The sequence below is a fragment of the Pseudomonas pudica genome, from assembly GCF_015680405.1.
Classification (GTDB): Bacteria; Pseudomonadota; Gammaproteobacteria; order Pseudomonadales; family Pseudomonadaceae; genus Aquipseudomonas; species Aquipseudomonas pudica.
The window spans coordinates 57294-70379 of the sequence record NZ_JADLJS010000003.1; the positions used below are offsets into that span (position 1 = coordinate 57294).

The following is a 13086-nucleotide window of genomic DNA, read 5'->3' on the forward strand; positions in this document are numbered from 1 at the left end:
AGCGACACTCGCGCTGGGAACACGCCTTCTGCTTTCAGTCATAAACGCTCTACTTCGTATGCTGGGTGCTCGGTTGCCTGCGCCTGGGTGCGCCGATCGCCTGGGTCATCAGAGGGTTGCAGGGTTCTATCTGGCAAAGGCCTCCGTACTCATTTTCACGCTCCTTGAACAGCGTGCTCTGCTTGGCTTTGATGTGGCACTGCAGCCTTTTTGCAAGCACGAGAGGTTATAGAGCGCGCCGAACCATGCCGAAGAGAGCCAGGGAAATGGTCTTCCGTAGCCGTCCTTGAAGGAGATTCGAGCGGAGCAATGCTCATAATTTCTTCGCACCCATGCTTTGGGTAACCTTTTTGCATAGCTGATCTGACAGGTGACCCAGGATGAACAACAAAGAGCGCAAGCAGCTTAGAAATGCACGCCTTGAAGCAAATATCAGCGTGACGGTTGCCGCGAAGCTGGCTCAGGTAGAGCCCCGCACATGGCGGGCGTGGGAGACGGGGGAAGACAATGAGACCGCCCGATCGCCTTCACCCGCTGCACTGTGGTGTTTTTTTGCGCGCTCAGGGCTGAAGATGCCAAGCTTCGATTCAGAAGGAAAACTGCCACCGCGTGGCGAGGCCTTCTCGATCTCAACACTGAAGGGTGGCGTCGGTAAAACGCCGATTACGTTAAATGTTGCAGCTTGCCTCGCCGAGCAAAATTTTAGGGTGGCGATCGTCACCAACGATGCTTTCTACCAACGCGCTCTGGATGACGGCATGAAGCCGTCACCTGGTAGCTTGGTCAGTCAGGTTCACTACTACGAAACAGACGATCTCATCTGTTTCCCAGGGGAGGTCAGGCAACAGCGTAAGGCCATGCGCGAGCTCCTAGCCAGTTTACCTCCCCACGAAGCGGAGATTAATGCGCACTCGCTGCAGAGAGAGAGAAAGGCTCTGGAGCGAAAAGAGCGTGCGACCGAGACGCTGGAGGAACTGATTGCCCGTTACGACTACGTGCTGTTCGACCTCAACTACGCGTCAGAGATAGTTCGTCGGCACGCCAGCCTCGTTGCCGTGATCATCGACACCTACTGTTGGATGTCTGTGCGTGCCGCTGAAAAATATGTCGCTGCGCTCCGGGAAATCAAGTGTCGAGAAGCTATGCCAAGTCTCTTTGGCTTGTTAACCAACTGCGACGTCGGTGGCGTGAGTCATGAGCTGGAAGAGTTCATCGGTGACTACGTTGAGATCAACGAGGAAGAACGTCAGAGGTTGGTCGATGCAAGGCACCGCTTTTGCGAGCACCGAGAACGCGTACTTGAAATGATCGATGCGCTAGATTTCCCACAGCTCAGTACAGAGCTGTCCGGTGCGCATCGCATCGCCAACGAAAGGAATGAACTCGCGCATGAGAGCCCGCTGCACTTCTGCTATTTCGACTCGATCATGGACTATGCACCTAAGTCCCATGCTGCCAGAGAGATACGGCGGCTGACCAACGAGCTCATTCACTGGCGCCTTTGAAAAGAATGCGGCATAGACAAATTTGAGGTTTAGACGCGAGTCCTTCCAATTCAGCTTCACGCGGCTCCTCAGCGCCAAGGTCTCTGCCCTACTTATCAATCGAGCGAGCGCATCTCACCGATTGCCCGAGCGATGCAGTAAGGGATCACGGCGCAGGCGAGCCCAATGGCTGCAGAAGCGGCTTCTTGCGGAGCCCCATTTGCAGCATGGATACCCACAATCGCAAACAGCCCACCGAAGAGCGACATGATGATGGTGACAACCCAGAAAAACTTAGCCACTTACAACTCCTGTAGATAGGGGCCAAACCAGCGGCATCGCCAGTTCGGCTTTCTTGGAAAACTGATTCACACAATCGAAGGGCGCTTAAGCAGAGGCCAAGGCCTCTTCTTCCGACTGCTCGATGGCTTCCTCCACCTCAAGCTGATGGCGCGTCCACTCAGCAGCGATGGCAGGGTTCTCGATGATCTGCTGCTCGATGCGCAGGGTTTCTTTGAACTCAAGGGCCTTGGCGCTCATTGTCCATTGCGTTTCAACGCCCAACTGCTCCAGCTCCGCGCGGATGGCAGGAAGGCCGATACGGAAGAACTCCTTGCGCGGGTTGACCTTGTTCACCTGCTCCCGAAGGAAGTGACGATGGAGCTGCTTCTCCAGTCCAGGGGCGTCGTCACTGAAGATCATCGCGTGAACGTCGAACTCAAACGGCACGCTTGCATCACCCAGCTCACGCACACGATCCAGCGGTTCGAGTCGGCGGGTCATGCCGATCTTGAAGACCTCCTCGCCGAACGAACCGATGTTGGAAATAACGTAAACATGGCCCGCTCTCGTCTGTTGAGCCATGGAAATTGCGCGCTGATTCTTGTCCTCGGCGGCTTGCAGTTGCTCTTGCAGAAGCGCCAGGCGCGCTTCGAACTCGGCTCGCTCAGCAGCACTAGCTGCAGCAACTTGCTCCTGGGCTTTTTCCAACGCCTTGCGCAAGGTGGCCTCTTCTTTGGCGGCCTCCTTGATCGCTCGCTCGAACTCACGACGCGCCTTCTCTTCCTCGCGAATTTGTTCGCGGAGTTGGCGTTGTTCCTCGCGCTCCTGGTCTTTGAGCAGCTTCGCCGTTACCGCCCAACGCAGCTCTTCCAGGCGGGAGTTCATGTATTCCTCGGCGATCCGCGCATTGCGGAATGAAGCGCCATTGAGGTTGACCAAGGCCGCAGCGTCGCGAATCTCTTGCTCAAGCTTGCCGTGGTTATCGGATTTCGAACGGGAGAGGATGGAGTCGACCTTGCCATTGAAGGCATCCACCACGAATCGCACTGCAGTGTCGCGACGGTTTGCTTCCACATAATCACATGTCGCAGCCCTACCCGCCTTGACCATGAAGCGCGTGTAGTCCCGGGCGGCCTTGAGTTTCTGGCCAGCGTCGGTAAAACCAAACTCTTCTGCGAGGTCATCCAGGAGGTTGTAGGTCGGCACGATGTACGCGTCGCCGTAGCCCTCCACCACGTTCTTCATGGCTTGGGCTGCATCAGCGAAATGCTTGGCTTTGCCCATTGCAGCCAGGGCATCCCCTGCCACCTGCTCAGCACGAGCCTGAGCATCGGCAACAATCTTCGCGGCATCTGCAACGGCTTGCTGCAACCGGGTCTCGGCTTGGTTCACCCTGGACTGGGCCTGACTCAAGAGCTGATCACGCTCAAGTTTTGCTCTGCCCAGAATCTGAGCCCGTACCGCTTCCGCGTCTGCAATAGCTTGCTTTAGCCGGGCTTCGGCATCCTGCACTTTTGCCTGCGCCTGCTGCAGCAATTGGTTACGTTCTGAACGGGTTTCACTCAAGATCCTCGCGGCTTCAGCTTCTGCGTTCAGGACGTCTCTGAATCGCTCCAGCTCAATGAGCGTTTGATCAAGCCTCGACTTGAGCGCTGCTGATTCTTCCTCCGTCAGCTTGAGATCGCTTTGCCTGGCGGTCAGCTCCAATCTCAACTGAGCGATAAGTCTCTTTGACCTAATGCTTTGAACGAGAAATACACAAGCGGTAATGCCTGCGACTATTGCCAGAAGCTCCATGCGTAGCTATTCCATGTCCGTGTGAAGGTAGCGATCCTACAGCGTCACTATGGCTATACGCCATTACATTTGCGCCCAACCCATGCTGAACCATGCATCGCCGCAAAGCGAAAGCGCCCCTTTCAAAAAACATCGGCTCACATTGCACTCCCACGTACTGAATCTCAGGCGTTCAAGCCCCAAAAACTCCTGGCTTGCTTCGTAGGTCTGGTGGCCTCTCATACTTTTCAAGCGACAAACGGGGTAACTCAAGCCCTCGTGCCGCTCAATAAAGTCGACCGAGCAGTCAACATTTTGATCGGCGCAAAGCGCCGATATTTTTACTGCGCGGCCTTAGGTAACCTTTCAGCGCTAACTGCACTCGTGGAGGTTATTCAGCATGAAAACGAAGAAGCATAAGCTACTCAAAAAGATCCGTTCGAAAGCAGGGATGAGCGTGACCCGCGCAGCAAATTTTGCACTGGTTGACCCTCGTACCTGGCGGTGCTGGGAAACTGAAGAAGACAACGAGACGGCTCGCTCACCGAAAGCTGCAGCGCTCTGGAGCTTCTTCGCCCGCTCAGGGCTCCCCGAACCAGTCACGCAGATGGAGCACAGCCCGCGTGGCCAAGTCTTGTCTATCGCCAGTGCCAAGGGTGGTGTCGGCAAAACGCCCATTACCATCAACGTCGCTGCCAGCATGGTGGAGAAAGGGTTCAAGGTTGCCATTGTGACGCATGACCTTGTCTATCGCTTCGCGCACGACGATGGGCAGCAACCGGCTCCCGGCACGCTGGTCAGCAAAATCGACTTCTATGACGAGCTTGACCTGATTACTTTCACCGACGCTGTGAAACATCGGCGTAAAGACATGCGTCAACACCTGGCCAGTCTGCCGCCTCATGAGCAGGAACTATACCGCGCGCACCACGCGGTAGAGCTACGTGCGCTGGAACGTAAGCAACATGCAACAGAGAAACTCAGCGAGTTGATCACCCGTTACGATTACGTGCTCATCGATATGAATGGTGCGACCGAATTGATCCGCCGCTTTGCTGATGTGGTCGCCGTTGTCATCGACACGAAGTGCACCATGTCCGTACGTGCTGCCGAGAGGTTCGTTTCCGACTTGCGCGAGATCAAATGCCGCAAGACGACGCCGGGATATTTTGGTCTGCTGACGAACTATGACGTCGGTGGGGTGAGCTTTGAACTGGAAGAGTTTGTGTGTGACCACATGACACTGAGTGAGGCGCAGATCGAACAGCTTCAATTCGCAAGGCATCGAAATTGCAAGGCGCGTGAACACCTGCTGGAAAAAATTGATGCACTCGATTTTCCGCTGCTGCATACGGAGCTGACCAAAGCTTACGACATAGCGACCGAAATGTATGAAACGAACCCAGCGAATCCACAGGAGTGCGACTACTTTGATTCGTTGTTAGATTATGCACCGAAATCTCATGCTGCCCGCGAGATCCGCAGACTTACTGAAGAGCTTATCAAGTGGCGCTTGTAGCGCCTCCTCGGAACGCACCATAGCGAAAACCATTATTCAGCCTGAACGCCTACTGACAAGTTTACGTCGCCAATTTTACGACCACTGAAATTGCAACCACTTGTACCCCACTGTGGATTAATACCGCGGCGCTGGTCACCCTCGCCTGTGCCACAGCCTGCACAACAAGGAGTTATATATGTCTGTTTTCTTGGTTACATGGAACCTGAACAATGAACGTTCTAACTACGCACAAGCCCGAAAGGTATTTATTGGCCACCTAGAACGCTATAAAAATATCAAGGACAGTGCACTCGACTCTGTCCGCTGGCTCAGCACTAGCGCTACTGCAGAGCGGCTCTATGAAGACTTAGCAAGCAAGCTGGACGACAATGATCGCCTTTTCGTCACGAAAGTAACGATTGGAAATCACTATGGGTGGTTAGATAGCGACGTTTGCGATTGGATTCTCGCGCATATCTGATGACGGTCACGTATAGGGACGCTCAGCCAAGGGCGCCCCTTCAAGTCAGAGAGGACAGTGCTATCACGCAAAAACGGCCCGCAGGCCGTTCGCAGCAATGCAACCTGGACGCTATCAAGCCGCCGCAGGCGTACCGCACTCAGAGCAAAATCGAGAGCTTTGAACCATGCTGGCATTGCAGTTACCGCATGTCTTTGCATTCAAAGCCATGATCGCTTTTTGGCGCATGTAAGCGAGTTGCACCACGCAAGGCACGGTTACTCGGTAGGCAGGACTCGCCAGATCTGCAGCTGTCCAGAGGGCAGTGATAGCCCAGCCAATTGGGCCAATTGCGACACTGATTGTCCGCATCATCTGACCGGTCACGGCGAAGGACAGCCCCTTGCCCAGGATGGCTTTTGCAATGGCGTTTGCGACGATGGCCGCGAGTTTGTAGGTGGCGAATCCACCCGCTTTCGCAGCGCAGATCGTGGCAATGGCAGCAGCGGGCCCTGCGGTTGAGAAACTGCTTGCACCCAGCTCATCCAGGATGACCTTGCGCTCTTCTTCTGACATCTGCTCAAAAGCCCGGGACAGGATCTTCCCGAGGATTTCCTGCTCAATGACGTTGATAGGGTCTTTGCCGAAATTGACCTTAAGGTGCTTGGCAACGTCTTCGACGATTTCTTGATAAGGCACACCGTCTTTACGGAACAGGTTCAGGATGGAGTTGCCGCCGAACAGGCGAATTTCCTTAGCGATCAACTCACGATCCCCTGCTGAGTATCGACCGGCATCACGTGCCGCAACCAGGCGCTTGCAGACATCTCCATCCAGCGCCAGGCGACCCGAACCGTTGTCGGTCAGGTAGTTCACCAATGCGCTGATGTCGTCGACATCGGAGACAGCCAGAAGCTTTTCAATGTCAGTGGTCGAGATTACGTCTTGCAGGTTCATGCTTGATTTCCTTGGTCGATTATTCGAGCGCCCATCACGATGCAAAGCGGCAGTAATTGGGCATAGATTCCGTCTTGGAATTTGGGGTGCATAGGTAACGCGGCAGTCGTCAAAATGCCCTGCTTCACCCTGCGCTGGGTTGGTGTCTCTACGTCGAACTCATGGCGGTGTTTGACCCCAATGTGCTCCGCCATCTTCAGGACAGCATTAGCTCGGTTCAGGGGGTTGCTCTGGGACGCTTGCCCGAGTTCACGAGCCATCGCGTCAAACTGCTCGTTGTTGATGGTCTGGGCTACCGTGACCAAGCCATGCGCGAGATGCAGCCAGTCATCCTCAGTCATCAGCAAAAGCGCTGGCGAGATGTTCAGCGAGGCCGCGAGCCGGCAAAGGGTCTCCAGATCTGGATTCGCTTCAGACTCTTGCGTCAGGTATTTGCTGATCGTGGAGCGAGCTACGCCTGAGGAATCAGAAAGAAGTTGTTGGCTGAGTTTCTTAGGCTTGCCGTCTTCGCGGCTGCCGGCGACCTGCATTGCTCGCAGTAGATTGGTGCTCAGGCCCTTTTGTGCCTTCTTGCGAATCTCGGTTCCATGAGTAGGTGTTGAGAGCGATGTCATATAGCCACTTCCCTTATGGTGGCGCAATGATATCCATCTACGGATCCGAGTCCAGTCGTAATTGCCCTCTCACTCGGTCAATGTGAGAAAAAATGAAAAATCGCCCTCACAGGAGGGCAATTTCCAGCAAGCAACAGCGCTCGCTTGATCCATCCCATGAGGGGTGCCGATTAAAGCCAACACGATACCCAAGTGTCATGAGCGCGTTCGGTCAATGTTGTTTGTTGGGAAAAAGACTTCGATTGACTACCTCGGGGCGCGGAAGCATGCTCGTTCGCCCTTGGCGAACCGCCCCCCGCTTCATCCATTCTCTACTGCCACTTGTAGGAGTTAACTTGATCGAACTATTGAAAATTAAGATTGGGCTGCTTGAAGGTGCAGAGCTCGAAAAATTCGTAAGACGACTGCTGCCAACGGTCTCTAACGATTACGAGCACCTGACCGACACGCTTAATCAGTTAGGTCGAGTGACCCAAGGCCCTGCCGATCTTTATGCCTATAAGCCTAATGGTCGCTATACCGCTGTACTTTGTTCTGGCCAAATCAAGGGGCTCCAGGCCAAGGTGCTGAACGACATTGAGAAGCTCAGACGAGAAGACTGCGCGATTCGAGACACTATAGATCAAGTGGTGATCTGTCTCTCAGCGCCTGGTAGCACGGATGAGGTTGTTTATCGTGAAGCTTGTGAGCGACATGGCTGGACGGCGACCATCTACTTCTTGGATCGTTTGGCCGAGCTTGCGAGCAAGAGCGCTGAATTAACGGACTCCTTTTGCGCCAAAGAACTGTCTGAGGTGAGGAAAAAGATTGCCATGGAAACTCCTCCGCCAACGGTGACCATCCCGAACCCAGTCAAGAATCGATTTTACGATTGCGGAAAGCGAGTGGGTATCGTGCGGGCGAGTCTGGCAATGCCCCCAAGCCGATTCATCGAACTCATCGACTACGTCAGTGAGAAACGACTGGCCTATCTGGAGTCTGAGACGATCGACGTAAGCGATTCAGAGATTGCCAACATCTGCGAGGCTACCGGGGTCTCCGTAGAATGGTTGATGCATGGCACCGGCAGCATGTTTCCGATCGAGACCATTTCTACCTATCACTGGGCTCAGATGAAAAAACTTAAAGATGCTGACCCCAAATCGGTGCATATGCTTGTCAATGCCGAGACTCAACAGCTTTTATTACTCGCGCACCTGCACGCACAAAATTGGAAAATCTATAGCATCGCGTTCGACCTGAATTTTGCTGGGTGGTGGGGAGACCACCACCAAATCCCAGAGATCTATGAAATGCTCAAGCAGCTTGCGAACGACTACAGCGGGCGGATCTATGGCCGTGTGATCGGCACTGAGGAATTTTCAGACCTTCACACCGGAGAAACACACCCGGCATTGTTCATGAGTGCTACTAGGGCTGCTGGAGTTCACTGGTTCGAACAGATCTTCGATCATGGGCGTAAAGATTCAATGTCCGATAATTATGAAGGCTGGTACGGAAAGTGGTTCACATCAGCTCAAGATTATTTTAATCGATACGTAAGCGAGACGGACTCATCTACTGTAGCCCCTCCCCACCGATACTAACCGAACTGCGAAAGGGAGGGTCTTAGCCCTCCATTGCAACGCAGCCTTAAGGAAGTTTCGCAAGCAAACTTGCAGTTGCTCTGCCTCCCCAAGCTCGACTTCAGAAGCCTTCGCAGCCTGAGCCTCGTAGTAGCGCCTCATCGCATCCAATGCCTGGGTCATCAGCGGGTTGCCCGGCTCCAAAATCGAGAACATGTGCTTGTTCACTCGCCTGAGTCCTCCGTGCATCAAACCTGACCCCCTAGAGACCCAACACCGACCCGAGGTCGCTCCGCTGCTCCGTACCGCGGCCACCTCGCGATGTCACCCTGCATGCATAATACGCGTTATGTCAGCGCAGGACTCGAAGATTCATGAAATCGTTCATCGACCGGAACCCCAAAGAGAAAGCCGTAGAGCAGGCGTTTTTGGAGCTCGCACAGAGCGACTATGTGACCATGGCGCCAGATCCCGCCGACAAGGCATTTGAAGTAGCGGGTAAGCTCAAGCGCCATGCTACAAAACTTCAAGCAGCCAAAATCCCGGAGGCTGATCCAGATGACTCCTGATCGCCCCGCCCCCTGAGAACGACTCAGGTGACCCCCACAACGCATCATAGCTCCCTTCGACACGCAGAGAACACGACATGATCGCTTTTGATTTGAACACAAATGACGCCGAGGCCCTGCTCCGCCATTGCGAGCAATTCATCCCTCAATCGGGCGACGCCCGGGAAGACCGTCGTTTAGAGGATGCTCTCCTCACCTTGGCGGAAGCGCTGAGAGCTCACCTCGAGTCTGAGTGATTTCTCAAGTCAGGCCCTCGCCCCTGGATTACCCCCGTCAACTTTCCTAGTTTTTTGGTCGACTCAGGGAATAGCCTGGTTGGTAGCGCACTTCTGGAGATACCACGTTGGCAGCGGATGACGATGCATCCTGGCGGAGATAGCGACCAGCACATCCCATGGCGTGTTGTTCCACTCAAATTCATTCGCCGCCGCGCTGTGTGTTGGCAGGTGCAACGATGCGATCACCTCCTCCTCCGGCGTTTCGCGAAAATCCGAAATGGCCCTGGATACGCCAACCGTATTCAGTACCGTTCTCGAGCCCGTGAGTGTTTGCAACCCCGTACGGGGGTACCAGCGCTCCATGGTCACCCCTTTGAGCTGGGGCACGATGCGGTTCGATAGCTTGTGAAGGGTTTCCCGGTCGCCCAGCATTGCTGCGACGGTGCCCAAAAGCGGTATCCAGGTCGTGGTTTTAAAGAAGCGACCGTGACGCCCTTCCTTGCCAGTGTGGAGCGCCATTGCGTCTTCCATATCGTCTGTGTCCACGGGCATGTAGTGATTATTTCGGAGCGCCGCGCTGAATCGGTCGACGCACTCGCCCAAGATCGTCCTTGTGTTGGCTGTATCGCCTTCTGCGAACAAGGCGGCCATCGCGAGGGACATGTCGATAGCTTGACCGTCGTAGACAGGCAATTGACACGCTGGATGTACGCTCATGAAGCTGATCAGCTGTACATGAAGTAATGCACGCTCCGATTCGTCGGCATCGATTGCCTGGGCCAGGAGTAAGGCCGTACCCAAACGTCCAAGCTCCTCGCATACCAAGTCCATATACAGCACATGATCAGGGCGGTACCGAAGAACCTTCCGAAGGTTAAGGAGTGAGGAGAATATCCGTTCGTAATACCGGTTGAGCGCGCTTAAGTGAAGCCTCGCCAGGGTCTCAAAGCGCCTGAGAAACTGTTTATCCTGCTGGACGCCGAGCGTTATCGCTTCGCTCCACAGTCTTAACAGCAGGTATTCGCCGGCGAGCACACCAGGCTTCTGATTATTTTCGGACTGGCCCCACACCAGAAGCACAGCCCAACCCATTGCCGCTGCGGCAGCACGTTTGAGAAAGCGCTTTTTTCTGGTGTTCACGGAACCGTCATCGGCCCCTTCAGGTGCTGCTACACAGTCCTCCACAAACCTGATGAAGCGACTGAAGGACGCTTGCGTATCTTCCAGGCCCGCCAGGGCAGCTCTGAGATCCGATTTACCCCTCTCTAGGAGTAAGGCATCATCAAACAAATGCTGCTCTATGAGCGGACTTAGTCGATCCATGCCCCAAAAATCCAGCGAGCACAGCGGGTTGATCTCCGAAACCTCTTTGGTGAGCGCGGCATAATCTGACTGTGCGTCTTGCTTAAGCTCACCGTTGGAGACCACGACGATCGTTTTCTTGCACTGGCGCAGGTTCGCCGGCAACCGATTCTGAATGTATTCCGAGGCAGCCTGGCGAACGCTGGGCTGGATAGCCTGCTGCCCACTGTAGAAGTCATTCCGGCTTACGTTGCCAAATTTGATCACGTACAGGAATGCTTCCACTGTTCCGTCAGCGTCGGTAAGGGTAGACAGAACGTCTACGCCGCCTTGATTGACGCCCACCTGTGGGCGGCTTTCCACCGAGTGCCCCATGGCCAGCAGTAGATCGGGCAGAAGCGCGTCGAGTTCTTCTCGTTCGCGTAGGCCTGATAGGTAATGAGAGAGGACTAGCTGGATGCTCATTCGTCAGATCCGTTCCAGAGTGAGTTCATCATCAGCGCGTAGCGCAGTGGGTCGGCGATCCAGGTTTGCGGCAACTCAAGACTCATCTCATGAGTGAACATGGGAACTGTCATGTCGGTAGCCTCGCCATTCGCCACGTACTCCATGGCGATGCTGGATGCGTATTTGAAGTGCTGAGCTGTGACCGTACCGAACAACGAATGCTCATGCGCATGGTCTGTCACCGTGCGGCTTTCGTTGCGGCGTAAATATCGGAAGCTGCGCTCCATCGCAGGGGGCATCTCAAGCTCGGTTAGATAAGGAAGGTCTTCCAGTGCGGTACCGGCAGCGACAAGTCGCTCCAACGCGTCCTGCGCGATCTGTGAATGAGCGAACGGTGAGTTTTCCGACTTAAGAAGGCGCATGCATGTGCCTGGATACTCCGTAGTCAGGTGACCGACAATCTTTGCGGTTGTGCTTGTGAGCCGCGAGCTAGTGGGTAGATCTTCATTCAGACTGAGAATCCAGCCGAGGGACACAGGCACCGGCACATTCATTACGCACATGCGGCTGGCTGCACTTAAGGCGGATAGCTCCAGCCCCTCAGGCAACTGAAACCTCAGCAATTCTGGGTGCTGCAGGTAGCGGACGCTGACATGATGAAGCAATGGCTTGCTGATCCCCACGCGCCCTAGCTCCCCGATCCATTTACAAGCTGCCAGAGGAAAGAGCCTTGTTTCGGCGATGCGATGGAAGCAGTCGTCGGCCTCTTCATTCAGGGTGTCGAGGTCAATCCCGCTCTCCTCTGCCTCGCTCCATAGGGCAAAGAACTGGTCTAGCAATTCCTCGCCGTTAGCCTGAAGGTCTTCGGTGTACAGACGCAGATAAAGGTCGTGAAACCTCATCATATCCATGTGCCTTCATCTCCTGTTATAAGAGCACAAATAGGCCTGTAGGTTGCCCGGAATTGATCGGTGCGCTGATCCAGGACGACTCCCCAAAACTGTCTAACTACGGCCTCTAATGGTGGCCAAGCGCCTCATTGAACGACACACGCTACCTTGGAATGCCCAGCTACGCCAATGCTCCACGGAACAGGATATCAACAGTGCTTCCAGATGCATTAAATCGTAACGAGGAGCCCGTCTGGGCTGGCGAATTCAGCCATGAGGAATGGGAAGGCCTGAAAGCCCGGAGCCTCACTGACGCTTTTGCATTCAAGATGGCCTGCTGCAACGCCAGGGCGGTGCTCAAAACCAGCATCAATGGTCTCCAGTTCTTCGCGCATTATTCTGACGAGTGCGCCACCGCTCCCGAAACGGTCTGGCACATCGAAGGCAAGGATTTAGTCTTCGGCGCCCTGAAGTTTTTTGGAGTGAAGCCTAGAAGTGAGGTGCCTGGCGGTACAGCTAAAGATCGGTGGAAGGCAGACATCTATTTTGAGATTGGAGAACGAAAGATTGCAATCGAGCTCCAGCGATCGTACCAACACTTGCGCGACTATGTCCGTCGGCAAGAGCGCTACGCTCGGTATGGGGTGGAATGCTATTGGCTGGTTCGTCCGGAAGCAGCTAGATCGCTGATGAAGTCGATCATGAACAAGCGATGGAAAGAGGAATTTGAGCGCAAGATGCCGCCATTTGGTCATATGATCAATACAACATCCGCCTTCTACTTCGGGATCCTCACGCCAGATAAAGAAATGAGTATTGTCTCCCCGGGGCTGGCCCTAAATCACCTCGAGTTCTTGGCACATGTCATCAATAACGATGTGCATTGGAATGGTCTGCAATGGTCGGTTTGACTGCCATAGTGGAGCCATTAGCCTGAAAGAAATGCGCCGGATAATTGCGCCCCCAACTTCATCCGCTCCACGCAGGCTTTCGACTGGAGCGCAATCAACTCAGTCAGACT

12 protein-coding genes are annotated in these 13086 nt (G+C 54.5%); 6 read left to right on the top strand and 6 right to left on the bottom strand.

Annotated elements, in window-relative coordinates; genetic code table 11:
- The first annotated feature begins 380 nt into the window (after positions 1-380).
- The gene (locus IRZ77_RS03320) at positions 381-1505 is read left to right on the top strand and encodes an AAA family ATPase (RefSeq protein ID WP_196172850.1); all 1125 of its coding nucleotides are present in this window, start codon (positions 381-383) and stop codon (positions 1503-1505) included.
- A 95-nt stretch (positions 1506-1600) separates the two neighbouring features.
- On the opposite strand, the gene IRZ77_RS03325 is transcribed toward IRZ77_RS03320, so the two are convergent.
- Both IRZ77_RS03325 and IRZ77_RS03330 read right to left on the bottom strand, forming a co-directional pair.
- Positions 1601-1786, bottom strand: coding sequence for a hypothetical protein (locus IRZ77_RS03325; protein WP_196172852.1), 186 nt, complete (start codon positions 1784-1786; stop codon positions 1601-1603).
- Between the two features lie 85 nt (positions 1787-1871).
- Positions 1872-3563, bottom strand: coding sequence for a DUF4041 domain-containing protein (locus IRZ77_RS03330; RefSeq protein ID WP_196172855.1), 1692 nt, complete (start codon positions 3561-3563; stop codon positions 1872-1874).
- Between the two features lie 379 nt (positions 3564-3942).
- Between IRZ77_RS03330 and IRZ77_RS03335 the strand changes: the two genes are divergently transcribed.
- Both IRZ77_RS03335 and IRZ77_RS03340 read left to right on the top strand, forming a co-directional pair.
- On the top strand, positions 3943-5061 hold the full coding sequence (locus tag IRZ77_RS03335) for a ParA family protein (protein WP_196172857.1): 1119 nt from the start codon (positions 3943-3945) through the stop codon (positions 5059-5061).
- Between the two features lie 178 nt (positions 5062-5239).
- Positions 5240-5524 carry a hypothetical protein gene (locus IRZ77_RS03340; RefSeq protein ID WP_196172859.1) on the top strand — a complete coding sequence of 95 codons (285 nt, stop codon included), beginning with the start codon at positions 5240-5242 and terminating at the stop codon, positions 5522-5524.
- A gap of 114 nt (positions 5525-5638) precedes the next feature.
- Here IRZ77_RS03340 and IRZ77_RS03345 read toward each other — a convergent pair whose 3' ends face one another.
- Both IRZ77_RS03345 and IRZ77_RS03350 read right to left on the bottom strand, forming a co-directional pair.
- Complete coding sequence (locus IRZ77_RS03345) at positions 5639-6460, bottom strand: ubiquinol-cytochrome C chaperone family protein (RefSeq protein WP_100413907.1); 822 nt, start codon at positions 6458-6460, stop codon at positions 5639-5641.
- A complete protein-coding gene (locus tag IRZ77_RS03350; protein ID WP_041166944.1) occupies positions 6457-7074 on the bottom strand; it encodes a helix-turn-helix domain-containing protein in 618 nt (205 codons plus the stop codon). The genes IRZ77_RS03345 and IRZ77_RS03350 overlap by 4 nt, the downstream gene beginning before the upstream one ends.
- A gap of 335 nt (positions 7075-7409) precedes the next feature.
- Between IRZ77_RS03350 and IRZ77_RS03355 the strand changes: the two genes are divergently transcribed.
- Entirely contained in the window at positions 7410-8660 is a 1251-nt protein-coding gene (locus IRZ77_RS03355; RefSeq protein ID WP_196172861.1) for a hypothetical protein, read from the top strand.
- Positions 8661-9013: 353 nt separating this feature from the next.
- On the top strand, positions 9014-9208 hold the full coding sequence (locus IRZ77_RS03360) for a hypothetical protein (protein WP_196172863.1): 195 nt from the start codon (positions 9014-9016) through the stop codon (positions 9206-9208).
- 299 nt (positions 9209-9507) lie between these two features.
- On the opposite strand, the gene IRZ77_RS03365 is transcribed toward IRZ77_RS03360, so the two are convergent.
- Together IRZ77_RS03365 and IRZ77_RS03370 are read right to left on the bottom strand one after the other, a co-directional pair.
- Positions 9508-11193, bottom strand: coding sequence for a hypothetical protein (locus tag IRZ77_RS03365; RefSeq protein ID WP_196172865.1), 1686 nt, complete (start codon positions 11191-11193; stop codon positions 9508-9510).
- Positions 11190-12086: a hypothetical protein gene (locus IRZ77_RS03370; RefSeq protein ID WP_196172867.1), complete on the bottom strand. Its 897-nt coding sequence runs from the start codon at positions 12084-12086 to the stop codon at positions 11190-11192. The genes IRZ77_RS03365 and IRZ77_RS03370 overlap by 4 nt, the downstream gene beginning before the upstream one ends.
- 194 nt (positions 12087-12280) lie before the next feature.
- On the opposite strand from IRZ77_RS03370, the gene IRZ77_RS03375 reads away from it, so the two are divergent.
- On the top strand, positions 12281-12976 hold the full coding sequence (locus IRZ77_RS03375; protein WP_328314286.1) for a competence protein CoiA family protein: 696 nt from the start codon (positions 12281-12283) through the stop codon (positions 12974-12976).
- Positions 12977-13086: the final 110 nt, after the last annotated feature.